The sequence below is a fragment of the Streptomyces sp. R41 genome, assembly GCF_041053055.1.
Classification (GTDB): domain Bacteria; phylum Actinomycetota; class Actinomycetes; order Streptomycetales; family Streptomycetaceae; genus Streptomyces.
This window is the reverse complement of the sequence record NZ_CP163443.1, coordinates 9,631,471-9,658,073: the sequence shown is the minus strand read 5'-3', so window position 1 is coordinate 9,658,073 and position 26,603 is coordinate 9,631,471. Positions and strand designations below refer to the sequence as shown.

Here is a 26,603-nt window from a genome sequence, read left to right as displayed (position 1 = left end):
TGCTTCCTCAACCCGTCACGGTCCGGCGGCTGACGTTCGGTGTCGCCAGGAGCGCCTGAGATCGAGGCACTCCTGGAAGGAGACTCCGATGAACACGAAGCCTTTCACATCTGGCCTGAGCGAGAACGCGGTGATGATCACGCGCGTCGCGGACAGGCAATGGCATGCACTGGATGACGACCTGGTGGTCGGCCGCGGGCATGCGTCGCACCGGCCCGACGGACGCTTGTTCGTCAGCATCGACGCTTGGCACGACGCCACCTTCGACCGGCTCGCCGAGGCGATGCTGGCGGAACTGCCAGCGCCGCTGTACACGGTGGTCGACGAAGCCGACGTCGAGCTGACGGCCGGCTGGCGACGGGCCGGTTTCACGATCCGGCGCCGCGAGTGGGAGTACGTCGTGCCGACCGACCCGCGGGTCACAGGGCTCGAAGCAGTCCTGCCGCCTTCGGGCGTGACGATCGTGCCCGCCGGTCAGGCGGACGAGAGTCTGCTGCGGGCGGTGGACCGCGCGATCCGTGACGAAGTCGAGGCGACCGTCGGGTGGCAGTCGATGCCCGCGGAGGTAATTCGCCGCCCCGAAGGCGACACCATCGTCGACCCGTCGAAGTACGCGGTGGCCGCGGCGCCGGACCGCTACCTGGGTCTGATCCGGGTGGTGACGGTGAACCGGCCGCGCGTCGGGCTGGTCGCGGTCCGGGCCGGCGAGCAGCGCCGCGGCATCGCGCGGGCGCTGCTGGCCCACGCGCTGGGGACGCTGCACCGCTCCGGGTTGGCCGGCGCCTGGACCGAAGTCCACGAGTCCAACCAAGCAGCCTCGGCGCTGTTCGAGGGCATCGGCGCCCGGCCGATGAGCAGCAACCTGGAGCTGGTGCGATGACGAAGAACAAGAACGTCATCGAAGTCGAGGGCAAGGTCGTCGAGTGCCTGCGGAGCGCCATGTTCACCGTGGAGCTCGAGAACGGCCACCAGGTGCTCGCGCACATCAGCGGGAAGATCCGCAAGAACTACATCAAGATCATGCTGGAAGACCGGGTACTGGTGGAGCTCCCGCCGTACGACCTGACGCGCGGCCGGATCGTGTTCCGGTACCGGAACTAGCGGCGGTCGGCACCTTCCCCGGTAGCTGATCCTGGGGCCCCGGTCACGGCGTTTCCGTGACCGGGGGCCCGATGATGGCTCGCACGGCCGCGGCAGCCACCGCTCCAGCCGCCGCCAGCAGGTCTGCCCGAACCCCAGCTCCAGCTCCAGCTCCAGCTCCAGCGGGAGGAGTTGCCAGGCGATGTCGTTGCGCAGCACGTACAAGATGCCCTGCAGACACAGCCGGCCCGGCACCGGCCGCGGGCCAGGAGCCTTCTCGGACCAGGGCGGCAGCAGCGGCGCGATCAGCGCCCACAGGGCATCGTCCACCGTCCACGGCCGGGTAGTCACACCATCCCGAACGGTCGATTGGTCACACCGGACACGGCCGAACAGAGCCGTTCAACAAGATCGTGTTACGAGCTCTTACTCGAGCTTGCACTAGCCCAACTTCTGTTGCTTCAGCCACGCTTGAACGTCGGAGATCTTGAACTGAATCTTCGCGTTGCGGCCGCGCCCAAACTTGTACGGGACCAGCCCCAGGCTGGGAGCCTCCCTGTACACCCAGGCCACCGACATGTTCAGGTACTCCGCGGTCTCCTTGACGTCCATGAATTGCGTGGGCATACGCCATCCTCCAACAGTCGCACAATTACGCGACCGAGCACGGACACTCGGGCAGTGATCAGTGTGGTGACGGCACCCGTTTTGCACGGGCCGACTTCAACTGATAACAGGGCAGCCAACGTTGCAGCCGAACTAGGCGAACTCGATACCTGGGCGTTCACGCGTACAGAGTCCAACGAAGCGGTCGAATGCACCCACGGATGTCAAAACTCTGTTCACCAACGAACCCGGTTGACGTGAGGTAATCAGGTGACTCCAGAGGGAAGGGGAAAGCCGTCACGAGCGATGAGGTGATGGCAGCGACCGCCGAGCAGCGTAGAGCATCGTCGTCGACGATTCCGCTTGGAAAGGTGCCTCAGGCCACCCCGCCGGGCGTGCAGGACGATACCTGGCATCGCGCCCACCGACCGTTCGGAATCCGGAGCGATAGGCCATCTTGCCAACATCTGACTCGGAGCCATAACGCCCCCAGTCAGCTTCCTCACCCCGAACCAGCGCCCCCGCCACCCCACAGACATGTCACGTGCCGTCGGATGCCGCGTAGATCCTGTCGCCATAGAGTCCCTGAAGAACTCCCACCGTGACGCAAGTCGAGCGTGCAACGCCAAATTCGAAGCTCACGACCATGACCAAATAGGGCCGACACGAGCGTCAAGTACAAGGAGACGGCGCGGGACGGGCTGCGGTGAACATCATCGAGTTCTGAGGAAATGGGCCCTGACCTGCTCCTTTGCATCGTTCGGAGCTGTCAGGGCCTTCCCCGCTTACGCGGCGGAAAATCCCTGAAAAGTCCCTCGGACAGAGGTGGAAGTCCCTGACAAGTCCCTGGGAAATCTTTCGCGGATTGGCGTCTGGCCTGGGGTTTCGTGCCACCGACCCAACGACGAATGCCTCTTGGCCGCCGACCGCGCGAGCAGCTTCTCCCGGGTCAGCGCCCGGGGCCTATCGGTGTGCTTCGCGGTCACTGATGCTTTGTATCCCGAACGGCAATGCATCGCCCGCGTGCGGATGACAACGGAGGTGAAATCACGCTGTCATGCTCGGTGGCGCGGCGCATCGCTCCGTGGTGACGGCACACGTGGGATGCCCTCGGTGATATGACGCACCCTTGGGCTGCCCCTCGCACGCGGCAGCCTCGGTCCTCTTGAGACGTCATCTCATTTAGTGTCTTCGATAGTCTGCGGTGGTGGGGATTGTTGAGCGGCTGGTGCCGGATGAGTTGTGGGACCTGTTCCAGCGGGTGGTGCCGGAGGCGCCTTCGCGACCTCAGGGCGGTGGCCGACGTCGGCATGGTGACCGGGAGGTGCTGGCGGCGATCGTGTTCGTGGCCACGTCGGGCTGCACGTGGCAGCAGTTGCCCGCAGCGTCGTTCGGGCCGTCGGGTGCGACGGCCCATCGGCGCTTCTCCGACTGGACGAAGGCCAGAGTGTGGGCCAAGCTCCACCGCCTGGTCCTGGACGAGCTCGGCTCCCGCGGCGAGTTGGACTGGTCCCGCTGCGCGATCGACTCGGTGAACATGCGGGCGCTGAAAAGGGGGACCTGACAGATGGTGGCCGCGGTCCGCTAGGAGGAGAACGACCGGCTGCAGGCCACGCTTTACGAGGCGGCGCCGTACGACCTGCACACCGAGATGGTCCGACTGCTCGAAGTGCCCGAGAAGAAGCGGGTGTCAGAGCTGGAGCGGCTGCGGTGGGCCCGATACGGGTGTCCGGCAGGGCCATGGAACTGGCCCTGGACCGCGCTCGCGGGGTGCGGGGCAGGCGCGGTCGACGCCGGACGGGTCCCAGCCGCGCGCGTATCCGATGAAGCAAGCACCGAGGTCGTAATCACGGACCAAGTCGGGCTCGTCGAACTACGTCGGCGCTGGGAAGGCCACCACTTCGGCCTCTATAGCTTCGGGTACCGAGTGACGGGTGAGGTGGGTCAGAATTCCACGCGGGGGCGTTCGCTGATATCCCGGCTGAGCAGGGTTCGAACGTCGGCCTCCGGAAGTCCGGAACGATAGATGAAATCGGCGAAGGAGATGCCGGTTGTCTCCATGAGTTCTAGTGCGCGTTGCAGGAGTACCGGAGCCTCTGGATTTCCCAGGGGGCCTGGCTCTACTTTCCTCCATCCTCGGACTGACAAGGCTTTCCATCCCTGCGCGTAGGTGTGTTCACTCATGACGCCGAGCGTTTTTGCCCTGACCAGGAGGGCGGCTAGAGAGACGTGCCATTTTGCCTTCAAGCGGAGAAATACGGGCCAGTCGAGCCGTTCCGGAAGTTCGGATTTGATGTCGTCGGCTGGCATGAGGAACGCGGCGGCGAACTCATGGGCTTGGCTCTCAGTGACCTTGTCGCCAATTTTTCCAGTGACGCCATGCAAGACCAGGTGGCCTAGTTCGTGGGCCGCATCGAAGCGGGAGCGGTCGCGCAGCCCTTTGTCGGCCCCGAGAGCGACAACGGGCCTATCGGGGAAGTCGACGCAAAATGCATCAACTTTTTCGATGCTGACACGGAAGCGGACGACAATAATTCCGTTCATTTCCAGCAGTCGCACAACATCTTGAACTGAACCGCGTGGGACATTCCAGTGGTCACGGACCTGGGCTGCCGCTTGTTCGATATCGGCGGACTGAAGAGGCTGTCCTTCGCCAACTGGGACGCGCGGCAGATTGAGGTCGGGCAACGCGACGTGTTTTTCGAGCTCAAGCGCGAGTTCCCTCGCGAGGTGCACGTAGGCGAGCGCTTGTTGGCGATCTCGGGGGGAGGTGGATCGAAGACTGCGGAAGAACCCGTTGACCTGATCCTGGGCAGGGGGGCGGGCTGGAGCGGCGAAGAACGACGGCGGTACCCGCAAGGCGACCGCAAGCCGGCGAAGCGTCGATGTGGCGGGCTTGGTGTGTCCGTTCTCGAACTGACTGATCGAGGCTGCGGTGACGGAGCCCACTTCCCGGGCCAGTTGCACCTGGGTGAGCCCACGGAGTTCGCGCGCCATTCGCAGTCGGGCGCGATCGAACAGGGCTGCGATGTCGCCGGGGTCCAGTTGCGGGTCGTTCACGTCGCTCGTCTCCGGGCCAGTCAACGTCCACTGATCAGCGGACGATTCTCGATCTTGAATGCTCCGCTCGCATCTTAGGCACACCTTGGTTACCGGTCGGTCAAATCGCTCAGCTCCAGCGGAACACGCCCGAGTGAAGTGTGTCGAGTTGCATCTCCTCCACGTCGTGTACTGTACCCAAAACGCGGAATATGATGTTCAGATCTGAGGTGACCCGCCACGTGTGGGGGGACGGAGCTGAGGTGCTGAGAGTTCAGGAGTGCGTGCTGTCGGACGAGGTGATCACCGCCGACTCGGCGGAGGTCGCGTTGTGGGACGCCATCGTGGTGCCGGAGGAGATCAAGGAGCGATTGCGCAACCAGACTGTGCTGTCGCTGCTTGTGCGGCCTGACCTGCCGTTTGCGGTGACGGCGTTGCACGGCTTGTGCACGCTCTACGGCCCTCCCGGCACCGGCAAGACCACCCTGGCACGGGGTCTGCCGGCGCAGGTCGCCCGCTATGTCGCCGGAGGTGCGGTCCGGCGGATCGAGATCAACCCGCACGGGCTAATGAGCGCCGAGCACGGGCAGTCGCAGCAGCGGGTCAGCGAGCTGCTCGGCGAGTACGTGCCGGGTCTCGCATCGGATGGCGTGCCGACCGTGGTGATCCTCGACGAGGTCGAGTCGATGGCGGTCGCCCGCTCGGCGGCGTCGCTGGCAGCCAACCCGGCCGATGTCCACCGTGCCACCGACGCGGTTCTCACTGCCTTGGATCTCAACGCCGCCGAGCACCCGCACCTGTTCTTCGTCGCGACCAGCAACTTCACCACCGCACTGGACGAGGCGTTCCTCTCCCGCTCCGACGCCGCAATCCTCGTCCCGCTTCCCGAGCCGGAGGCGCTGCGGAAGATCTTGGCCTCCACGCTGCTGACGCTGGCCGACAAGTACCCCGCCTTGGGCGAGCTGGCCCGCTCCTCGGCGATGGACCGCATCGCCGAAGCGGCTCACGGGCTGGACGGCCGCCGTACGCGCAAGGTGGTCTTCGAAGCCCTGGCGCAGCGGCTGGACACGGTGCTGGACCCCGGCCGCCTCACCGAAGACGACCTGGCCGCCGCAGTGCGCAACGCCGTCGGGGAGACGGGCCAGTCGGAGGTGTCCCGTGCGGCGTACTAGGCAGGTGGCGGCCTCTCCTATGCGCAGCGCCAGCGGAACCTGGACGGTGATCGCGGACCTCGTGGCGGACACCGTGGAGCAGTCCTCCGCGCTGTCCCGCGACGAGGCGGTGCAGGCGATGTCGGCCGCCGAGTCGGTCGGGCGGATGCTGATCGCGGCAGGGCACCTGCAGCAGCACCCGATCACCTTGGTTGCCGGCAAGGTGCACTGCGAGATCACGACGGTGTCCGGCACAGAGGCGCTGACGTTGGAGGAGAACCTCAACCCCGTCCCAGGCGCGGCGGGCGCCGACGATTTCACGATCCATCTGCCGTCCCCGGCCCCGCTCCAGGAGCAGGTGAAGGCAGCAGCCGACGGTCACGCCCGGTTGTCCGATGCTGTCCCGCCCGCTCCGGAGACGAAAGCTGCCAACTCCGGTCCGCTGATCGACCGTGAGGCTCTGCGACGGGCGGTGACCCAGTGATGACCTCCACCTATACCTACAGCTACACCCGGACCCACACCGCCACGCACCTGACCGACGTCATCCTCGGCACCATCACCGACATCCTCGCCGACCTGGGGATCAACATGGACCGGCTGCATCGCGACTGGGTGCAGAACGAGAACGCGATCAAGGCGTGGATCGAGGAGGGCTCACTCGACACGGTCGTCCTTGAGTGCCACCAGCCCTCGGGCGCCGTGGCGCCGGTGATCGAGTTCCCGGTGTCCTACACCACCTCCGGCGACGGCAACGCCGAGTTCACCGCCTCCCGTGCCCGGGCCGCCCGGTTCCGAGCCAAGTTCGACCAAGTGCCCACGGGCACCACTCACCGGCTGTTCTGCACCTTCAACGGACCCCGCACCCCGCAACCGGGTTGGGGGCCCGGCCAGCGGGTGAGCACTGACGGCCTGCGCGGCATCACCTTCGGCACCCTCGGCTCTGCCCCGCACGCCTCGACCGGCATGCGGTACTACCACACCTGAGACCACGAGCAGGAAGACACCACTATGGGATACGTCGACGACGCCTTCACCAACCTCAAGCACAACCTGGAGATCACCCAGACCGAGCAGGACCTGGCGAAGGCACGGCACGAGGCCATCCGCGACTTCGTCCGGTCGCACTGGGACCTCGTTGACGACTTCCTCACCGGCAGCTACCGGCGCGACACCAAGACGAAGAAGCTCAAGGACATCGATATCTTCGTGGTCCTGGACGCCAACGGCTCCCAGGCAGGCTTCCGCGATCAAGCTCCCATCCAAGTGATCAACGCATTGGAGACGCTGCTCCGTCAGAAGTGGAGCTCCGCCGCCCGTGACGGTATGGCCGTTGTCATCCCCTACGGCCCCGACGACGAGGTCATGTCGATCGATGTCGTCCCCGCCTTCAAGCGAGCCGACGGCGGCTACTTCATCCCCGACCCCTCGGCAGGCGGCTGGATCGCGACCAACCCCAAGCGTCACCACGAGCTGAGCATCGCGAAGAACGCCGACTGCGACGGCAAGTACGTACCCTTCGTCAAGATGGTCAAGGGCATCAACCGCGAACTCGGCGAGCCCGTGTCGCCCTCCTTCCTGCTGGAGGTCATGGCCCAGTCGCTGGTGAAACCGCCGATTGGGCGCTACCAGGACGAGATTGTGCTGTTCCTGGCCACCGCCGCCGAACGCATCGGCGACGAGTGGCCCGACCCCGCCGGCCTGGGCGGTGACGTCAACGCCGTCATGAACGCGACCCAGAAACTCGCCGCGGCCAATGCACTCAACCAGGCCCGCGCCATCGCAGAACGGGCGGTCGACCTGGAGGACGAGGGCCAGGAACGCGCCGCCTACGACGAGTGGAAGAAGCTGTTCGGGAACCGGATGACCAAGCCATGAACCTCTCCACCGACCCCGGCGGCGTCCGCGGGATACCGCCTCGGGCCATCCACGAGCGGCAGCTCGACGACGACATGCTGCTCCTCCAGCGCGCCGCGGCGGCAAGCCACCAACGCGGCCAGCTCCTCGAAGCCGTACGCGTCACCACCGCCGTCGCGCTCGCCGTCGCCGGTGTCCTGATCACTCTGATCGGCCACGGCCGGACAGCCGTCTCGATCATCGGGTTCTTCTGGTTCGTCGTCTCCGCGTTCCTACTCAAGGGCCTCGCCGGGAACACCGCCCGCCAGGGCGCCCTGCTCCAGGAGATGTTCGACATCGCCCTGTTCCACTTGCCGTGGCGCGCAACCGTTGCAGGCGACCCCATCCCCGAACCCGATGTCCGCCGTCTCGCGCGCAAGCTCCCCCGAGGCGGCGCGAAGGACAAGCGCATCACCGACGGCTGGTATGACCCCACCAACGACGTCCACCACCCCTACGACGTGTTCATCGCCCAGGAACAGAACCTCGCCTGGGACGCCCGCCTCCGCCGCCGCTACAGCCACCTCATCGCCGCCACCGTGATCCTGTGGACCACCATCGGCCTCGTCGTCGGTCTCGCGGTCGCGGACGCCACGCTGCTCGACACCCTCCTCAGCTTCTTCGTCCCGTCCCTGGCGGCCTACCAGATCTCCTACGAGATCTGGTCCGGCCAACGCAAGGTGGCCGACGAACGCGACCGACTCACCAAGGTCGTCAACACCGAGCTACACAACGGACGCCCCGGCCCCGTCCCCGACGACGAATGGCACCACCTACGGAGCGTCGCACGGGACGTGCAGGACGGCGTACTCCGTACCCGCCTGGACACCACCCGAGTACCCGAGTGGTTCTACAAACGCTTCCGCAACGACGACGAACGCGACTTCGGCGACACCGCAGATGGCCACCGCGTCCGCCTCGCCCAAAACGCGCCCCCACCCACATAGTTCGCTGGGCGGGATGCTCCCGAGCCCGCCCAGCGAACTACGGGCTTTGCTGTCGAACAATCTTGCTGCTGGGGGGCGCTGCCCCGTGGTGGTGGCCGCAGCGGCTCAGAGTCGCCCCGGCCTACAAGGGCAGAAACGGGCTAGGTTTGCCGTGCCAGGAAATGCGCAACGCGTCCCGGGCTCGGGTGGTCGCGACGAAGAGCTGGTTGCGGCTCTTCTTGAGTTCGCGTTCGTAGCGGTTGGGGTCGGTCGTTGCGTACTTATCGATCAGGACGGTGCGCGGGAGGATGCCGTCGCTCGCGCCGACGACCGCGAGCTTCTGGTATTCAAGCCCCTTGAAGCGGTGCATCGTGCCGATGTGGACCTCGCCGCCGCCCTGCGGACCGTCCTTGGTGAGGGTCGCTGTGGTGATGCCGTGCTTCATCTCCAGGTCGGCGGCGACGCGGCCGGCCATCTCGCCGTCGGCGACGCAGACGGCCATGGTGCCGCTCGGATCGCGTACGGTGCCGTCCTCGGCAGGCTGGGTGATGTCCGCGCGCCACTGCTTGAGGGCCTCGGCGAGCTGGGCGATCTCGTCGGTCCAGTCGGCGCAGGCGACGTACTCGGGGGCTGGGCCGTGCAGCAGGGAGTGGTAGCCCTCAAGGGTGTCGGTGCCGTCGTCGAGGTCGTCATAGGTGGCCCCGCGGACGACCTTGGCGGCCTGGTCGAGGATCTCCTGAGTGGTGCGGTAGCTGAGAGTCAGCTTCGAGGAGCGGCCACGGATGTTGACGCCGACGGTGGAAAGGGTGACCTGCCGGTCGTAGATCCGCTGGTGGGTGTCACTGGCGATGAACAGGTCGCCCGCGCCGGGCGCGACCATGGCGCGCAGCATCTTCCAGTGGGCGGGGCTGAGGTCCTGGGCCTCGTCGACAACGATGTGCTGGTAGCGATGACGGAGGTAACGCATCCCGGAGCTGTTGTCGTCGAGGTGGGCCAGGTCGCCGCCGCCGATGTCCTCCTTGCGCTCGGCCCGGATCTGGATCTTGCGGGCGCGCTCCATCTCGTAGCGGGCCGCGCGTTCGGCGGCCTGGGCCCAGGTCTCGCGGCCCAGGCCGTTGAGGCGCAGGTTGAACTGGTCGAGCAGCTTCCAAATGGCGGCGCGTTCGGGGCGGTTGAGGGCACGGCCCATGCCGGCGCGACGGGCCTTGAAGTAGTCCTGGCGGGTGGCGAGGGACTGGCCGAGGATGATCTGTTCCCATTCGTCGAAGAGGAATTCGGCGTCCCAGCGCTGCTCGTCGTGTTCGAAGAGGACTTCGCGCAGTACGTCTAGGGCCCGGTCGTCGGTGATCAGGCTGCGCTGCGCGCCGGGCGCGGTGTTCTCGTTGAGGACGCTCTGGGCGAGCTGGTCAATGTGCTTGATGTCGATACGGCCGAGCAGCGCCGGGTCCATGAGCGACGTGAGCCGGGAGCGCAGGTCGGCGGTGAGGTTCTTGGTGTACGTGGTCAGCAGGATCGGCTTGCCGTGGCCGGGCGGCAGAGCCGCGGCGAGGCGGGCGACCCGGTGCAGGGCGACGATGGTCTTGCCAGTGCCGGGGCCGCCGCTGACCCGGCCGGGGCCGCTGTAGTTCCGTTCGACGATCTTGCGCTGGGTGGGGTGGAGGTAGACCTTCCAGGCTCGGAAGTCGCCCTCGGCCAGCACGTTGCGGATGTCGTCGTCGACCGTGGTGACCGCGGTACGGGTGAGGGCCGCCGCCATGTCGTTCTCGAAGCCCGGTTCGAGCTCGGTGGAGGCAGGCTGGGTGATCTCACGCTCGACCTCGGCGACGGACATGCCGGAGCCAAGGCCCGTTAGGACCTCGGCGGTCAGGCGCGGGGCGCCGGCGATGAGTTGGTCGAGTTCCTCGTCTGTCGTGACGGCGAGGGCCGGGCCGATGAGAGCGTCGGCGACACCAAGCCGGCGCAGGTCCTCGGGGGTGCAGCCGACGAGGAGCGGTTCGGCGGGGGCAGCCGGTTGTGGCGTCACGACGAGGGCGGGCGTGGGCTCGGCCGGTGCGGTGTGCTCGTCCTGGGCTGGCGTGAGTTGGAGTCCCGCGCGCTGGAGGACGCTCTGGCCGACGACGCCGAGGTCGACGAACTCGATCTCGCCGGTGATCCGGTTGATGGCGACGGTGAGTTCTTCGTAGACGTCCTTGCGGTGGCGGACGGCGACGATCAGCCACTGCTGGACACCGTCGGCGCCGACACCCGCCCGGGCAAGGAGCGCCCGGTACGAGCGGTCGATCTTGGCGCGGAAGATCCGGCCGTCGCCCTTGAGGGGCTTGAGGTCGAGGCTGGGGTGATCGGGGTCGAGGCGGAACTGGTGGCAGAAGTCGTAGAACTTCGTCTTAACCGACGAGTCCATCTTGTAGAGCTCGTTCTCGGCCTTCTGGTAGAGGCTCAGGCGTGCGGTCATCGTGCGGCACTCTGTTCTTCGGAGTCGGGACGGGCGGTCGCGTCGGGGAGCACGCTCAACAGAGCATCGAGATCGGCGAGCCAGTCGTCGGCCGAGCGGATGGTGAACCCGGCGTCGCGATAAGCGCTCCAGGTCTTGTCGCTTTCCTCGTCCTCCTGGTCGTACGGCTCGGCCATGACGGCGATCTGCGGGGTGCCGTGGTCCCAGACGAAGTCGGCGAGCCAACCGCGTTCGCCGAGCTCGTAGCCGTAAGCAGGGGCCTTCTTGCCGCCGTCGGCCAAGACGTGGGCGAGGCGGGTGAGGGGGGCGTCGGGTTCGTCCTCATCAAGGTATTCGAGGATCTCCTGGTCCCACAGCAGATCCCGCACCGCTGCTTCGAGAGGAGTCTCGTTGGAGTCCTCTGCGGGTACGGGCTGCGGCGCGGGTGTGCCGGTGCCGTACCGCACGACGAGGGATTCGAGTTCACCAAGGCCGCCGAAGGCCTTGAGGACCGAGATGTCGAAGCGCGCCGCGGTGGCTGTGGTGAGTTGAATACCATCGCCGCCATCGTGGGCGAGGAACTGCAGGATGTTGGACCACTGGAGCCAGGCGCGCCAGCGCGCCTTGTGTTCGGGTGTGCCGAGCTGGTCGAGCGCGGTGTCGTCGAGGCAGGCCAGGGCGGACCAGTGGCCGGTGGCCCCGTCGACGAGGAAGGCGACGGGGAGACCGGACTGGTCGCAGGTCTGGAACAGGTTGAGCGTGCCGGTGCCCTGGACGGGCGCCGGGTCGATGCCGTCGGTGCGGCCCCAGGCGTCAAGGAGCCCGCTGAGCGTCTGGCGCGTCTGGTCGGGGGTGCCGTTGCCGACGAGGATCTCCTGGCCGGTCCCGAGGAGCCCGCCGACCATGGCTGATGCCCGCCGGCCCCAGGCCGCGTCGTCCGGGCTGCGCAGGTAGGCGAGGAGCATGGTCATCGGGTCGGTGAAGGCAGTGGCCGCGAGGTCGTCGCCGCCACGGTCGGCGAAGAGCCGCTTGGCGAGGTCCTGGGCACTGCGCGGGTACGGCGGCCACACCGGCTCGGCCGCCTCCCGCCCCGCGCCGGACTCGGCCGTGTTCGTCTGCCGCTCGAAGGCGTCGAGGTCGTCCCAGGTGAGCTGGAAGACGGCACGTCCCTCGGCCCGGAGCCGGCTGCGCTTGTCGGCATCGCCGGCAAGCCGGTTGTGCCGGCGGGAGGCGTGGAAGCGGTGACCGTCGAGGTAAACGGTGATCTTCTGCTTGGGGCCTTCGACGCGTTCGAAGGTGAAGTCGGTACGCGTGTAACCCTCGTTGCGCTGGGCGGTCAGACGCCAGCCGTGCACGGTGCCGACTTCGTCGAGACGCAGATAGGCGCTGTTGTCGCCGCTCTCCTCCAGCACGGCGTCGCCGCGCTGTCCGGCCCACCCGCGCAGTGCCTTGAGGAAGCGTGCCTCCAGATCGGACTCGACCTGTCCGTCGAGACCGATCTGATCGGTGTTGCCGACCTTCTTGGTGTCCCAGGCGTCGGTGTCGGTGCCCAGGAGTTCGTCGAGGATCTCCAAGGCGGCCTGGCGGGACACGCGCTCGATGTACTGCTCGTCGGCGTAGAGGTACAGACAGCGGTGACAGGCCGGTCCGCCCTCCTCGTTGCAGGGGCACTCCACGAGCAGCCGGCGCGCGCCCTCCAGCACCTGACGGAAGGCCGCGGGGTCGGTGAGCCGGTCGAGGTAGCCGGTGCCGTGCGGGAGGCGGTCGTACAGGACCAGGAAGTGTCGTGTCTCCGCGGTGTCACGGTCCGGCATGGTGGCGAGGGTGGTGGCGAGGTGCTGCGGGTCGCCGCCGAAGGCGCCGTCCACGCCCAGGCGCAGGGCCGCCTGGAAGGAGTGGACCTTCTCCTCGACGAGGACGGTCGCGGCCGGCAACAGGATGCGCAGCGCCTCGGTCTCCAGCTCGTGGGCGAGCAGGACCGGTTCCTGGGATACGCCCTTCTTGCCGCGCCGCAGTGGGCACCAGGGGGTGTGGTGCTTGAGTTCGCGCTGACGGTTGGCGGAGTTGTCGACGGCGTCCCGGTCGTCGTCGAAGACCGGCCGTCCGTCTGCGCTCGCTGCTCCGCAGGCGGTGCACACGTGGAAGGGGGCGATGCGCACCGGCTTTCCGGCGAGCTGGTCGTTCTCCTGGGCGCCGATGCTGAGCGGTCCGGTGTTGATACGACGGATGACGGCACGGCGGGTGTAGTCGACGCCGAAGATCTCTTTGGTGTGCCGCCAGGACTTGCCCTTGGCGAAGTGGTCGGGGTGGATGTCGACCATGTCGACGACGGTGTAGAAGCGGCGGTCGCGGTCGTCGCTCTCGTCGCCGATCCTGGCGTCCTCCCGCTTGTCGCGGGCCGTCACGACACTGGGCTGGACGATCTGCCACAGGCTGCCGGAGTCGGCGATGCCCGTCTCCCCGCAGCGCGGGCAGGGTGTGATGTCGTTCTCGGCGTTCTCGGTGCGGACATAGCCGCACGAGGGGCAGAAGCGCCAATGGCGCCAGTCCTGGTCTCGGCCGGTGACGATGTCGATGCCGGTGATCCGGTGCTTGTAGCCCTCGGCGTAGAAGGTGTTGCCGGGGGCGAGTTCGGACAGGGCGAAGCCGCGCGGTCGCCCGTAGGAGAACGACTTCGACTTGTAGCGGGGCCGGCCTTCGGGTGTGGTGCCCTCGGGCCAGAAGACGGTGGCGTCGAGGGTGGTCGTGGCGTCGATGAGGGCGTAGTTGGGCAACAGGCCGAGATCGCACAGCACGGTCTGGGCGGGCTGGCGCTGGCGCGTGGCGCCCTGCTTGGAGAGGGCGCCGAGTTCGGCCTCCAACTCCGCCTTCGTGTCCGCCTGTTCGTCGTCGCCGTCCTTGAGCTCGTCGATCGCGGAACGGATCGTACGGATACGGGTGCGCAGCTTCTGGTTCTCGCGCTCCCACTCCCGCTCGGCCTTCTCGATCGCGCTGCGGATACCGCGAACCGCGTACTTCTCCAACTCCTCCTTGGCGGTGTCGCTCACGCCGGTCGGAAAGAGCGCGAGGAAGCCCGCGACGAGTTCCTCGCCGTGGGCGAGGGCGGCGTCGGTGAAGTCGGCGAGGTAGCCGGAGGGGCCGAAGAGTTCGTCGACCCGGCGTGACAGCGCGGCCAGCGGCCTGCCGTCCTCGCGCAGCAGCCGTCCGCGCGCCGCGAGATCGAGGAGGTGGGCGGTGTACTGGCGGCGCAGGATTTCGATGGCCGACAGATACGAGCCCGGCGGCACGATCCGTCCGTCGATCATGTCCCGTGGCCGGTCGAGGAAGTACAGGTCGCGGCGCTTGCGGTCGGGGATGGTCAGCAGGAAGGCGTTTCCCGTACGGCGTCCGGCCCGGCCCGCCTGCTGGGCATAGTTGGCCGGGCGGCGTGGCAGGGCGCCAAGGACGACGGCGGGCAGGTCGCCGATGTCGATGCCCATCTCCAGGGTGGGCGTGCAGGACAGCACGTTGGGGTCGTTGAATCCTTGACCGTTGCGGAAGGCGTCCTCGACGCGTTCGCGCTTACCGCGGGAGAGCAGACCGGTGTGCTCGGCGGTGATGACCTGATAGGTACCCGCTCGCCGGTAAAGGCTGCGGTAGTAGTCGTCGCGGTAGTCGCGGTCCCGGTCGTGCCGGTCCACGGTCTCCAGCCACCGGTCGCCAGCGACCAGCCGCCCGGTCGTACAGCGGTACGCCTGGCAGGGCTGCCCGTGGTACTGGGCCAGCAGCGAAGGGTGGACGGTCTGCTCCCAGAAACACTTCGGACAGCGCACATACGACTCGTTGACCTGGGCGTCGGTCAGCAACTGCAGCCGGATGGCCCCTGGTTGGAGGCCGTACAGGCGGGCGGCCGTGTCGCTCGGGGTACGTGCTGCGAGCAGCCCGGCGTCGGTGAGCCCGGGCAGCAGCCGCACCCAGAACTCGTCGGCCTGCTCACGGGTCATGTCGAGGCAGCGCTGGGCCCAGGTCTGGTACCAAGACAGACGTCCGGCGGCGAAGTCGAACTCGCTGCTCGGCTTGGGCCGCGCGAGCAGGAAGCTCGGTGCGGAGACCCCCTTGGGGAAGGCCTTCATACCGCGCGGGCGGCCGCCCCAGATGAAGTAGCGGCTGGTGCCCGCCTCGTCGAGGAACTTCTCCAGCCACCGGTGCCCGACCGCTCCCCGCGTGCGCAGCCGTTCCAACAGGCCGCGCAGGAACGCCAGATAGCGGGCGTCATCGTGCTCGGTGAGCGTCAGCCCACGGTGGGCGGCCTCCTCATGAGCGGCGCGTACGAGCGCCACGGCCCCCTGCTCGTCGGGGATGTCCACCCAAGCGGCTGAGGTACGGGTCAGTTCGAGGGTACGGCCGTTGCGGGAGCGGTGCCCGAACTCCATCACGGCCTCGAACGCGAACCGTTCACCGATCAGGTCCCAGGTCTTCTTGTCCCCGCCGCGTCCTTGGCCGGACAGCAGGCGCGCCACACCCGTGTCGTCGTGCAGGTCCGGCGGGACAACGGCGGCGAGCGTCTCACGGTCGGTCGTGGCCGCGACGACGTCGGCTACGAGGTCGTTGAGCGCGCTGGGCCGCTGCTCGCTCAGGTGCTTGGTGAACACAGCCCGCAGAGAGAAGGTGTACGAGCGGGAGGCGACGAACCCGGCCCGGTGCGCGGCGTCCTGCACCGAGTCGTTGAACATCAGCGTCTTCGTCTCACGCTGCTCCTTGTCCATCTCCCCTCCGGTGAACAGCTGGGTGACGGACGCGGCGGCCAGCGCGGCGGCACCCGTACCGACGAAGCGGATCGCGTTGTGCGTACCGCAGGCCGGGCACCAGTCGTCCTTGGCGGCCCGTTCCGCGGTGTCGCCGAGCTGGACGAGGACGAAGGCGGAGTCGGGACCGGCGGGCGCCGGGTTGCCCTCGTCGTCGTAGTCGCCCTGGGGATCGGGCAGACGCAGGCGCTGGGACAGACCGTCGAGCACCATGAGCACGCCCGCACCGCCGGTCGTCAGAGACTTCTGCGCCGCCGGATCCATGGCGGTACGGCCGTTGCCCTCGCGGGCCTCGTTGTCGGTGGCCGCCACCAGGGTGCGCACCTTGGCCTTCTCCGCGGTGACGGTGGCCCGACGGATCTTGTGGGCCTCGAAGTTCAGCTCCTCGAAGTCCGACTCGGGGGCGAGGACCGACCAACCGGAACGCCCGCACTCGCGGCAGTACACCGCGGGCAGGAAGACCTTGGTGTCGCGGGAGGTGGTGGTGTCCGGCGTCGTACGCGACTGGCTCTGCGCCCCGGCCATGTCCCACGCGAACTCGGCCCTCGGCCACGGCAGTACGCCACGCAGCATGCGGGTGACGGACCGCGCCCACTGGTGCACCTCGATCTGGACGAAGGGGCGGCTGATCGCGGCCGGCGCCTCCGGGTCGCGAGCCTCGGACAGCAGGGCCACGAAGCGGGCGAGTGCCAGCGCGGCGATCTGCGGCCGCGTCGTGATCGCCTCGTCCCAGCTCTTCGCACCACTGCGGCGCATCACGTCGAGCACCTCGTCGTAGGTGTGCACCGTGCCGTCGAAGGCGTTCAGGACCGCATACGTGAGCCGGTTGCGCTTGAGCGCGGCACCGAGGGCGACCGGGTCGGTGACACGGCTTCCGGTGACAGCCTCGGCGAGGTCCGCGAGCTCTTCGGGGCCGGACGCCGGGTCTGGCAGAGCGGTCAGGGTCTCGGGGGGAGTGGCCTGGCCGGGAAGGAATCTCGCGTCCGGGATCGACTCGTCCTCGCCCAGGATGAACTCGTCGACCGTCAGCCGGTCCTCGCCGACGATCGCATCCTCGGTGAACTCCGCGCCGAAGACGTTGGTGGCCACGGAGAGGAGTTGCTGTACCCCGTCCTCATCGGTGCCGGAGGCGAGGGTCGCGGAGGTGGCGACAGGGGTGATCAAGCCGAGCGGCATGCCGGGCCGGTTGGCATCGACGGCGATAGCGAGGCGGCGCAGCAGCATGGCGACGTCGGTGCCCTGCGCACCGTCGTACGTGTGGAACTCGTCAACGACCACGTAGCGGATGTCGCTGTCGTCCCACAGCGGGGCGTCGGCCGCGCGCTGGAGCAGCAGGTCGAGCATCTTGTAGTTGGTGATCAGGATGTCCGGCGGGGACAGCTGCATGTCCTGGCGGCGAGTGTAGACCCGGTCGTAGTGCGTCGCCGCCTTCTCCCCGATGTACAGGCCAGCGCGAACACCGCTCAACTCGTCGTAATCGGTGAGCAGATCGTTGATACGGGCCGCCTGGTCGGTGGCCAGGGCGTTCATCGGGTACAGGAAGACCGCCTTGACCCCGTTGTTCCCGGCCGCGCGCTCGCGGGCGCAGTGATCGAGTACGGGGTAGAGGAACGACTCGGTCTTGCCGGAACCAGTGCCTGTCGTGACGAGCGTGGGCTGAGGTGTGTGGCCGTCCTTGGAGGTGAGCCGGGCGAAGGCGCGGGCCTGGTGGGCGTACGGCGTCCAGCCGTCGGTACGGACCCAGTCCAGGTGCTGCTGCCAGCCGTCGTCGGCCGGAGTGAAGGGGGTACGCAGGCGGAGGTACGGGCCGCGGAACATACCCGTCGTCTCGTCCCCGAGGAAGGAGTTCAGGGCCTTACGGGCACCCTCGTCTGCCAGGCCGTACGTCGTGGACAGGTACTGGAGCAGGCTCTCCTTGAGTCCCTGTGCTTCGAGGGTCGGCCTCACGGGGTCGGGACCTCCATCTTCTGCGGGTCCCACAGACCCTTGGCTACGGCTTCGTCGAGGCGCTGCTTGAAGTAGGCGTGGGCTTTGCGCATTTCCCGTTCGCGGTTGGCCTTGTAGAAGGGGGCGGTGTAGCCGTCGGGGACGGGGGTGTCGGTGTGCGGGTCCTTGTCGTAGGCCTCGCGGTATTTCTCGAATTGGGTCCAGTGGTCCTTGGTCTGGTCGAAGCCGTAGGTGTACCGGTCTCCGGCGATCTTCCGCTCCTCGGCGTCGAACCAGGTCACCCGGTCGAAGTCCTGCATGATCGGGAAACGGGCCCGGTACATGGCGATGAGCGTGTTCGCGTCGATGCCGAGCCACACGGCGACGAGGGCGTCGATCTCGACGAGGGCGGCGCGGCGGGCGTACTCGGTACGGAGGGGGGTGTCGCGCTGCCAGGTGGGGGTGACGTTGTGCAGCTCGGTCTTGAGGTTGGGCCAGTTGATCGCCCAGGGTTCGTAGCCGGGCCACTTGGGGTCGTAGAGCTCTGACCAGAGGTCGGCGTAGGCGGTGGTGAGGGCGTTGAGGCGGAGGGTGCGGAGGAGAAGGGCGGGGGCTAGGGGGTGGTCTTCCTGAGGGGCCGGAAGGGCGCTTGCGGCACCGATCCGCAAGTGCCCAAGCCCGGTGATGCGCAGCAGATAGTCCAGGGGAAGCCCCGCCCACATGCCACTAACGAGGACTGTGCGCTTCTCGCTGCCTACGCGCATGCTCTGCACGTTGTCCACGTGCGTGACTTCACGGGGCAACAACGCTGAATACAAGGCACGCTCAGTGTCCGGCGCGATCATCTGGCGCCACGCAATCCGATAGTCCTCGCTGTACGGATAACTCGCCTTGGCAAGCAGGAACTTCTCGACCTGCTCGTCCTCTACCTCCTCCAGCTCCACCTCGCGCTTCTCCGCGATCCGGAGCCGAGCCTGTGCTCGCTCCTCCTGCGATGCGAGCAGCGCCTCGTACTCCTCCCAGTCGGGCCACTTGTCCTGCTCGCCCAGGAACACGTCCTGGGGAGCCACGCACCGGTACTCCGACTCCGGCACCGCGTCGTTCGCGAGCCCCTTCGGGTCAAGGCCGCGTACCTCACCGCCGCCCTGGCTGGGCTGCTTGAACATCGGGTTGGCAACGCCGATCTGCGGTCCCTTGAGGATGACGTCGCTCCACGTCTTCGCGTGGTAGTCGTCCTGGCCGTCGATACCGGTGTTGTAGTCGATGAGCCGCTGGTCCTTCTTCGGACCGAAGTGCGCCTTCTTGGCGCCGCTTTCGTGGTACCCAGGTGAGATATCCGGATGCAGCGCGCCGAGGCGCAAGGCATAGGTACCCAGCGCGTCGATCGCCGGGTCCTCCGCCGTACTCACCGGCGTGACCAGACGCGTGTGCTCCAAGGGCCCTTCATCACCCGCCAGCCGACGCCACCGCTTGAGGGTGTCCGGGGTTACGTGGACGACACGCTTCGGGTGGGGGCGTTCGTCCCAGTCGCCGTCGTACTTGACTCCGGGGTCGGCGCCCGTGTTCTCGGCGGAGGCGGACAACCGAAGCGTGTCGACAGTGAAGAGCCACGACAACGAATCGAAGGAGATTTCGCCTTCGGCCCCGTAGATGTGCACACCGAAGTGGCTCGACCGCCCCACCGGCGGCGGGAAGAAGCGATTGCCCGCATTGACGAAGTCACCATGCACGCGCAGCCGCCGGTACGCCGCTGCCCGCAGCGCGGCCTCCTTGTCCCCCGCGAAATGGGTGTCAGGGTGCACCATCCCGGCTGCTCCGCCGCGCCCCGCGTGGGCCCACACCTCACACATGAACGCTCGGTACAGATCTGGCTGACTTCCCGAGATCAGCGGATATACAGGGGCCGCCGAGAGGTAGCTCGCCATCGTCACCGTGTTCGTCACCTCGCCGAGCAGGTACTCCTGCACCTCCTCGCGTGCGAGTTCGACACCCCGCCGCCGGTTCTTGTCCTCCGCCTTTGGCTTCTCCGTGAGCATGAACCAAGGCTCGTACTCCGCCAGGACCGGATCCTCTTTCCACTCCGGTCGCACCCATGGCGGGTTACCCACCTGAAGGTCGAAGCCCCCCGCTTCGCCGGTGAAGACACCAGCGAAGTCCAACTCCCAGTGAAGGAAACCCTGGCCCTCCGCGATATCACGGACGACCCGCATCCACGGATACCGCGTCTCAACCGCCTTACGGGCGTCGTCCATACCCATCTCGGCCTGGACCAGGTCTTCGAGCTTCTTCAGCTCCTCCAGGGAGTCGACCGTCGTGGCAAAGGTCTCCTCCGGCACCGATCCCGTGCCGAGCATGGACTCCAGGAAGGCGATCCAGTCGTCCATGTCCGCCAGCGGAATGACATCGCGGCGGCGCGCCGGTCCACTGGGCTTCTTGGGAGCAGAGGAACCACGTGTCCTCTTGGCCGTCTTCTTCTTCCCGGCCTCGTCGTCGCTCTCAGCCTCACCCAGGGAAATCTGGTCGCCGTCCATGATGAACAGCAGGCCGGGCTCAAGGAATTGAGGCACAGGCGTGGGCTCGGGCGCGCGCTCCGCGACCTCCACCACCGGCCCGGCCACCGACGACAACAACGCGTCCAGGTCGGCCCCGGCCTGCGCCGTCACCACCGGAGCCGTCGCGTACTCCGCGTCCGCCCCATCTAGCAGCCCCACCCTCTCCAGCGGCCAGAACCACAGCGCGCACCACGCGTCCATGACCTGCTTGAGCCGCCAGTACGGGGAGCCCTCCGCCGCGAAAAGGTCCTTGAAGACCTGCTCCTTAGTCAGTGGCAGGCTCTGGTCAGGGTTCCGCTTGTCGCGGCGAAGGAAGGCGTACTCCTCCGCGTCCTCCTCGCGATCCGTCCCCCACATATCGATGGTGCGGGCGATCTCTCGCTCGCTCAGCTCCATGCGCTTGGCGACCAGCTTCCACAGGAACTCGACGCGAAGAGCCGCCGCCTGCAACCGAGCGAGCTGGCTACCCTTGCCGCCCGTTGTCTTGGGCTTCGCCTTGATGCTGTTCTTCCACGCCTTCAACTGCTCCAACTGCGGCCCGGCGAGCTGCTCCACCAACTTCTTCGCATCCCCGCTCGCCCCCGCGACCGCACCCCACCCAGGCGTCGGCAGAAGGAACTGATGCACAGCCCCATCCGGCAGCAACTGTTCCGAGCCATCCCCAGCCGCTCGGAACGGCAGCTTGGTCGGCGTGTGCGCACCGATCGTCCGCTCTTTCTTGATGCGCTCGGCCTCGTACACCCAACGCCGGGCTCCGATAAGGGAGTTGCCTCGCCGCAGATGCAGGCCGAACCACGGCGCGCGCATGCCCGGGTGCATGGTGTTGAGCCACAGCGACACCTCCGCCAGCTCCACACCCGTCGAGTTCAGGTCGATCCCGTACGCGTTGTGAAGGGCGATGTACGCCTTCACCTTCTGCTCGGCATCCAGAGTCTTCGACGTGTCCAGGCTGACACCCAGCTCATCCTGGCGGCGCTTCAGATACTCCTTGGCGACCTGGTTGATCGCCTCGTTGAGGAACGCGCCGGAGCCCAGGGCCGGTTCGCAGATCGTGTAGCGCAGAAGCTCGCTCGCGCGGGTCTGGACCGTATTGCCGTCGGCATCCTTCTCCTGGTCGAGGCGGTGCTTGAGCGCCAGCTCGACGGTGACCTTCGTGAGGGACTCGGGGGTGTAGTACGAGGCAGACGTCTCGCGGTCACGGCCGGCCAAGCGGTACACGAACCTACCCTCGGCGTACTTCTTGGGGCCACGCAGGCCGTACTGCTCAGCGTCCTGGGCGGAGTACACAACGTACGTGTTCTCCCTGTACTTGGTCAGCCGGTCGGCGGGGATGAGCCAGGACCCCTTTTCGGGATCGCCGTACTGCTTGTCGCCCTTCTTCGCACCGGGCTTGGCGACCTCGGCCAGCTCGTCCTTGGCGATGATGCCGGTGTAGGACATCAGGCCCTCGTAGACGGCGCCGAGCTGGTTGATGCCGAGGTTGCGGTAGGAGATGAAGCCGCCCTGTCTACCCTTCTGACCAGCCTCCTTCATGGTCAGCAGGCGCAGCACCTGGTGCAACGCCGCGTTACGCAGCCGCAGGTCCAGCCATCGCGGCTGCTCGTCGCCGTCCTCATCCCAGTGGGGGTGGAGGATGCGGCGGCCGATGAGGGTGATCGCCTTGGGGTCGAACAGTTCGCTGCGGAGCGGCTCGAAGCGCAGGCCGCGTAGTTCGCTGCGTTCCTCGGCGGGCTTGTCGTCGTTTGTTTCGGTGCCGTGCGGGCGGTGGCCGTAGTTGACCTTGTTGAAGAGGACGTCGAGGGAGGCGTAGAGGTGGAAACCGATACGGCTGTCCTCGTCGACCAGCTTTCGCTCGCGCGCCACCAGTTCGCGCAGCCGGGCGATCGAGTACCCGGTCTGGTACGTCGAGTCGTCGGCGGGCAGGATGCCCAACTCGGGGCGAGCCTCCGCGTAGAGGAGGAAGAGGATGCGGTAGAGGTAGCGCAGTGATTCGCGGGTGAGCTGCTTGGCGAACGGGCCCTTCTTGAGGTCCTCGATCTCCCGCGGCTCGACCTCCGCCTCACGCAGGCGGGCGAGCACCTCGTTCGCGATGATCTCGACCGAGTGCTGGAGCCCCTTGCGCAGCTCGGAGTTGACGCCGACGGCGTTGTCACGGGACGCCTTCAGCAGGTCGTCGATTCGGCGACCCTTGCCGTCGGAGCGGGGCGCGAGCATGTCATGGGAGTAGAGGGCGGCGAGGAGGGCGAGTTCGCCGGCCTTCGCCGTGTCGTTGCGGGCGAGGGACGCATCCAGGCTGGCAGCGAGATAGCGGCCTTCGGCCCAGGCGTTGCGGTCGGCGAGGACGAGTACGCCGCCGCAGAGCAGCAGGACGAAGCGGGGCGTGTCGCCGCCGGGCTCGTGCAGTTCGCTCTGGAAGAGCCAGCCCGCCAGCTTCTCGCCGACTTCGAGGAGGCTGTCGGCGGTCTTGAGGGGGTGGAGGAGCTGTCCGGCCTCATCGGGGTCGAGGGCGTCGTCAAGCTTGGCCGTCCAGCCGCAGTCGACGGCGAGGATGCCGTCTCCGTGCCAGGCGACCTGGAGTTCGTACTCCTTGCCCGCGTTGTGCACGGTGATCGGCTCGGGCCGGTCACCGTCGTAACCGAGGGCCTTGAGGACGGCGGCGTGCCAGGTCGTGAGGCGCTCGGCCCACTCGCCCGTGGGGTCGTCGTAGGTGCTGCCGAGTTCTTCCTGCTGGGCGCGGGCGGCCAAGAAGGGGCGCACGGTGGACAGGTACTCACCGCGGAGCCGGGGGAGGACTTCGCGCGGGGTGGGCTGCGGGTCGTGAGGGTCGGTCTCGCGGCTGGTCCACAGGGTGAACAGGCCCTCGTCGCCAGCCTTGCTCTTCTTGAGGGTGTTCTCCAGCTCCTCGCTGAAGTAGTGGGCAGAAAGGTATTCGCCGCGGTTTGCGAAGGAGTCGTAGGTGTAGCTCATCGCGCAGACTCCTCGGCGTGTGCGACGGTGACGGTGGTGGGGTGGAGAGGTTCGAGGACGCCGAGGACCCGCAGCATCGGGTCCCCGTCGGTCCGCAGACGGCGTACGAGGTCGCGGCGGCGCTTGGCAGTGTCGGACACCTGCTTGCGGCGGCGCTCCTGGTTGCCGACGGCGATCAGGGCGCCCTGCTCCCAGACCTGTACCCGGTCCTCGTACGGGGCCAGGTAGGAGTCGACCTGCTTGTCGTAGTCGGCACGGCGTTCACGCAGGTGGCTCTCGGCGGCGTCGACGGCCGCGGGGACGAGTTCCTGGAGGAGGTCGCGGTCGACGGGCTGGGCGCGGCCGGGCATGTCGGGGCCCACGCCGCAGGCGGCGAGGAACGCCGAGTCCATGCGCCACACGCGAGGAGCGGCCTCGGCGAGACCGGTGACAGCCATCCACTCCACAACCGTTGGCTTGCCCGCCACGTTGGAGTAGACGCCCTGGAGCAGATAGACCGGGCCGGTCAGGGCCGCGGGCAGAGCGGCGTCAATCCGTTTGGCCTTGGCGGCGTCTGGCTGGTAGGCGAGGACGAACGCCTCGTCGTATTTGAGCTTGGCGAGGACCTTGTCCGTCACCCAGTCGAGCACGGGGTGGATGTCGGAGACGTAGGAGACATTGGGCCACTGGGACGTGGGCTCGTCGGTCTTGCCCTGCTTGGCGTTGCGGGCGGCCTCCAGCCGGTCGGCGGCGTACTGCTTGTCGAAGGTGAGACGCAGCGTGCCGTCGTACTTGGGCGTCGTGAGGATCTTCTCCTGCTCCAGATACGACTTCGGCAGCTCCCTGAAGCGGTACTGAAGGTCGTCGGGCGGAGTGAACTCGATGCGGCCGCCCGCCGTCTCGGGCTTCCAGTCGAGTGCCTCGCGCTCGGCCTGCGGGTAGATAAGGTCCACCGCTGTGTGGAAGTACGCCTTGGTATCGGCGAACACATGGGGTACGCCGGCCTCGGGCACCGCGGCCGTGCCGAGGGTGGCCGGAGTGGCCGTCGGGTCGGCGAGCCGTGCGTTGGCGCCGGCGAGCAGCCCCGCGAGGACCCCGCCGGACTCCTGCTGGGACTGCTTGATGGAGCGTTCGACGGTGCCGCCCTTGATGAGGTCGTAGGTGAGGCGGTCTTCTTCCTTCTTGTCGTTGTAGAGACCGGTAACGGCCTCGGCGCTGCCCTCACCGGTCTCGATCTCATGCGCCTGGGCCTCGCGGCGCAACAGACGGGTGCCTACGAGCCGGTCGTCGAGCGTGAGCATCTCGCCGCTCTCCTCGTCGCGCCGCCAGGGCACGTCGGCGGTGAGGGTGAGCGCACGGAACTCGGGGCTGACCGCCTGCCCGTAACGGTCGATACGTCCGTTGCGCTGCTCGATGCGGATCAGGGACCAGGGCAGGTCGTAGTGGATGAGGTCGTGGCACTGGTGGTGCAGGTTGACGCCCTCGGAGGCGATGTCACCGGTGAACAGCAACCGCACCGGCTCCTCGCGCCGGCCGAAGCGGTCGACGATCTCCCGCTGTTGCTGGTCGTTGGTGGTGTCGCCGTGCATGACCTCGACGACGCCGTCGTACGCCTTCCAGGGACGCGTCGCGTCGGGCTTGGCCAGGTTTTTCTTCTTGAAGCCGAGGCGGGCCGGGACCTCCCGGGCCAGCCAGTCCAAGGTGTGGACCCGCTCGGAGAAGATCACGACGCGGCGCTCTGAGTGCGGGCCGATGCCGAGGTCGTCCTTCAGCGTGCGGACGAGTGCGTCGAGCTTGGCGGAGTCCTGGTCGGTGAACTCCGCGACCAGCGCCTCCAGCTCCGCGAGAGCCTTGCTCTCCGCGGCGAGAGCGGCGCGGCGCTCGGGAGTGTCCGGCGCGGTCTTGGCCTTGCCCTTCGCCGTACGACTCTTCGGATTGTCGAGGTAGGCACGGCGGTTGGCGAGGGTTTTCCGCAGCGCGACGTGGGAGGAGAGGAACGCCTTCAGGAATCCGTAGGCGATGATCGGCTCGGCGCAGACCGACGAACGGCTCGGATCCCCCGGGGTCCACTCCTTTTCGAGCTTCTCCAGGACGGCAACCTCCTTCGGTGTCGCCGGAGCCGACACCGGAAGGGAGGGACCTCGTTCGGCCCAGGGCTTGCCCTTTAGACCGTCGCGCACCTCGCGGTCGGTCTTGGTACGCCGGATGTAGAGGTGGTCGAGGTCGGCGACCTTGTAATTCTTGGCGTCGGCGATCGCCGCCGGATCGAGCATCTTAATCAGCTCGGCGAAGGATTCGGCATTGCCGTTGTGCGGGGTCGCGGAGGCCAGGATCAGCGCATCGGTCTGCTCGGCGAGCCGGAGGGCGAGGCGGTTGTTGCGGGTGCCCTTGTTCACGAGGTTGTGCGACTCGTCAATGACCACCGCATCCCAGGTGATGTTCTCCAGGTGGTGGGAGTACGTCGCCGACTTGAGGGTGTCGACGGACACGATGACGCGCTTGAAGTGAGCGAACGGGTTCCGGCCCGCCGGGATCTCCTGCTGGATGCGCTGAATGCCGGTGGAGTCCAGGCGCACCAGCGGCAGGGCGAAGCGGGTCCACAGCTCGCGCTGGAACTGCTCCAGCACATGGGCGGGCGTGACCACGAGGATGCGCTCGCCGCGCCCGCGCCGGATCAGCTCCGAGAGTGTGATGCCGATCTCCAGCGTCTTGCCTAGCCCGACCACGTCGGCGATCAGCAGCCGGGGCTGCGGGTTGCGCATGGACAGCGCCAGCTCTGCGGGGCGCAGCTGGTGCTCCTGCCGGTCCATGAGGAACGAGTCGGCAAGCGCGATGCCGTGCTCGGTCTGCGGCAGCGCGGTCTTGCGGATGACCGCCTCCAGGTACAGGCGGGCCTTGGCGTGCCTGGAGGTGTCGTCGGGCATGAGCCGGGTCTTGCGCGGATCGAGTACATCGATCTGGTCAAGGCCGGAGTAGAACACCGCGTCCGTGCCACGGACGAACGAGGACACCCCGCTGACCTCGACCATCAGTCCGTCGCGGGACTCGTCGACGGACTTCACGAGCCACTGCTCGTGGCGGATGCGCACCTGGGCGCCGGGAGCGAAGGTCGGCTTCGTACCGGCCGGAAATGCCGACCGCGCCGCATCGGCGTCGCGCGCCTCAGGAACCTCGGGCTGCATCGCCGTGGTCACGTGGTGCTCCTCTGTGGACTGTGTGCTCGTGATGTGCGGTGTGCTGCTGCGCACCCTTTGTATCGCCCTGGA

General features: G+C 67.4%; 13 protein-coding genes and 2 pseudogenes. 8 read left to right on the top strand and 7 right to left on the bottom strand.

Annotation, left to right across the window (positions count from 1 at the left end; translation table 11 throughout):
* Positions 1-88 precede the first annotated feature (88 nt).
* The gene (locus tag AB5J53_RS43815; RefSeq protein WP_369251147.1) at positions 89-880 is read left to right on the top strand and encodes a GNAT family N-acetyltransferase; all 792 of its coding nucleotides are present in this window, start codon (positions 89-91) and stop codon (positions 878-880) included.
* Positions 877-1,101 carry a translation initiation factor IF-1 gene (gene infA, locus AB5J53_RS43810; protein ID WP_010981942.1) on the top strand — a complete coding sequence of 75 codons (225 nt, stop codon included), beginning with the start codon at positions 877-879 and terminating at the stop codon, positions 1,099-1,101. Before AB5J53_RS43815 ends, infA begins: the two co-directional genes overlap by 4 nt.
* A gap of 108 nt (positions 1,102-1,209) precedes the next feature.
* Here infA and AB5J53_RS43805 read toward each other — a convergent pair.
* Positions 1,210-1,410 (bottom strand): annotated as a pseudogene (locus AB5J53_RS43805) (transposase); the annotation flags it as partial.
* Positions 1,411-1,521: 111 nt separating this feature from the next.
* Positions 1,522-1,707: an AlpA family transcriptional regulator gene (locus AB5J53_RS43800; protein WP_097287580.1), complete on the bottom strand. Its 186-nt coding sequence runs from the start codon at positions 1,705-1,707 to the stop codon at positions 1,522-1,524.
* Positions 1,708-2,890: 1,183 nt separating this feature from the next.
* On the opposite strand from AB5J53_RS43800, the pseudogene AB5J53_RS43795 reads away from it, so the two are divergent.
* A pseudogene (locus AB5J53_RS43795) lies at positions 2,891-3,238 on the top strand (transposase); the annotation flags it as partial.
* 392 nt (positions 3,239-3,630) lie between these two features.
* Here AB5J53_RS43795 and AB5J53_RS43790 read toward each other — a convergent pair.
* On the bottom strand, positions 3,631-4,746 hold the full coding sequence (locus tag AB5J53_RS43790; protein ID WP_369251146.1) for a helix-turn-helix domain-containing protein: 1,116 nt from the start codon (positions 4,744-4,746) through the stop codon (positions 3,631-3,633).
* A 242-nt stretch (positions 4,747-4,988) separates the two neighbouring features.
* Between AB5J53_RS43790 and AB5J53_RS43785 the strand changes: the two genes are divergently transcribed.
* Genes AB5J53_RS43785 through AB5J53_RS43765 form a run of 5 tightly spaced genes read left to right on the top strand, consistent with a single transcriptional unit; the run spans position 4,989 to position 8,719 of the window.
* Complete coding sequence (locus AB5J53_RS43785) at positions 4,989-5,897, top strand: AAA family ATPase (protein WP_369251145.1); 909 nt, start codon at positions 4,989-4,991, stop codon at positions 5,895-5,897.
* Positions 5,898-5,916: 19 nt separating this feature from the next.
* On the top strand, positions 5,917-6,360 hold the full coding sequence (locus AB5J53_RS43780; RefSeq protein ID WP_369251144.1) for a hypothetical protein: 444 nt from the start codon (positions 5,917-5,919) through the stop codon (positions 6,358-6,360).
* Positions 6,360-6,863, top strand: coding sequence for a hypothetical protein (locus AB5J53_RS43775; RefSeq protein ID WP_369251143.1), 504 nt, complete (start codon positions 6,360-6,362; stop codon positions 6,861-6,863). The genes AB5J53_RS43780 and AB5J53_RS43775 overlap by 1 nt, the downstream gene beginning before the upstream one ends.
* A gap of 24 nt (positions 6,864-6,887) precedes the next feature.
* Positions 6,888-7,754: a CBASS oligonucleotide cyclase gene (locus AB5J53_RS43770; protein ID WP_369251142.1), complete on the top strand. Its 867-nt coding sequence runs from the start codon at positions 6,888-6,890 to the stop codon at positions 7,752-7,754.
* Complete coding sequence (locus AB5J53_RS43765) at positions 7,751-8,719, top strand: S-4TM family putative pore-forming effector (RefSeq protein WP_369251141.1); 969 nt, start codon at positions 7,751-7,753, stop codon at positions 8,717-8,719. The genes AB5J53_RS43770 and AB5J53_RS43765 overlap by 4 nt, the downstream gene beginning before the upstream one ends.
* Positions 8,720-8,840: 121 nt before the next feature.
* Here AB5J53_RS43765 and AB5J53_RS43760 read toward each other — a convergent pair whose 3' ends face one another.
* From AB5J53_RS43760 to AB5J53_RS43745, 4 genes are read right to left on the bottom strand one after another with little or no spacing between them, the layout of a single operon-like run.
* Positions 8,841-11,150 (bottom strand): UvrD-helicase domain-containing protein, encoded by a 2,310-nt coding sequence (locus tag AB5J53_RS43760; protein WP_369251140.1) that lies wholly within the window; start codon positions 11,148-11,150, stop codon positions 8,841-8,843.
* Positions 11,147-17,860, bottom strand: a complete 6,714-nt coding sequence (locus AB5J53_RS43755) for a DEAD/DEAH box helicase (RefSeq protein ID WP_369251139.1) — start codon at positions 17,858-17,860, stop codon at positions 11,147-11,149. Before AB5J53_RS43755 ends, AB5J53_RS43760 begins: the two co-directional genes overlap by 4 nt.
* Complete coding sequence (locus tag AB5J53_RS43750; RefSeq protein WP_369251138.1) at positions 17,857-23,358, bottom strand: hypothetical protein; 5,502 nt, start codon at positions 23,356-23,358, stop codon at positions 17,857-17,859. Before AB5J53_RS43750 ends, AB5J53_RS43755 begins: the two co-directional genes overlap by 4 nt.
* Positions 23,355-26,531, bottom strand: coding sequence for a DEAD/DEAH box helicase (locus tag AB5J53_RS43745; protein ID WP_369251137.1), 3,177 nt, complete (start codon positions 26,529-26,531; stop codon positions 23,355-23,357). The genes AB5J53_RS43750 and AB5J53_RS43745 overlap by 4 nt, the downstream gene beginning before the upstream one ends.
* Positions 26,532-26,603: the final 72 nt, after the last annotated feature.

What these genes read in the sequence shown, in the direction of transcription:
- AB5J53_RS43765 (WP_369251141.1), top strand. Translation starts at nt 7,751, where the DNA reads ATGAACCTCTCCACCGACCCCGGCGGCGTCCGCGGGATACCGCCTCGG.
- AB5J53_RS43800 (WP_097287580.1), bottom strand. Translation starts at nt 1,707, where the DNA reads ATGCCCACGCAATTCATGGACGTCAAGGAGACCGCGGAGTACCTGAAC.
- AB5J53_RS43760 (WP_369251140.1), bottom strand. Translation starts at nt 11,150, where the DNA reads ATGACCGCACGCCTGAGCCTCTACCAGAAGGCCGAGAACGAGCTCTAC.
- infA (WP_010981942.1), top strand. Translation starts at nt 877, where the DNA reads ATGACGAAGAACAAGAACGTCATCGAAGTCGAGGGCAAGGTCGTCGAG.
- AB5J53_RS43780 (WP_369251144.1), top strand. Translation starts at nt 5,917, where the DNA reads ATGCGCAGCGCCAGCGGAACCTGGACGGTGATCGCGGACCTCGTGGCG.
- AB5J53_RS43775 (WP_369251143.1), top strand. Translation starts at nt 6,360, where the DNA reads ATGACCTCCACCTATACCTACAGCTACACCCGGACCCACACCGCCACG.
- AB5J53_RS43750 (WP_369251138.1), bottom strand. Translation starts at nt 23,358, where the DNA reads ATGAGCTACACCTACGACTCCTTCGCAAACCGCGGCGAATACCTTTCT.
- AB5J53_RS43815 (WP_369251147.1), top strand. Translation starts at nt 89, where the DNA reads ATGAACACGAAGCCTTTCACATCTGGCCTGAGCGAGAACGCGGTGATG.
- AB5J53_RS43770 (WP_369251142.1), top strand. Translation starts at nt 6,888, where the DNA reads ATGGGATACGTCGACGACGCCTTCACCAACCTCAAGCACAACCTGGAG.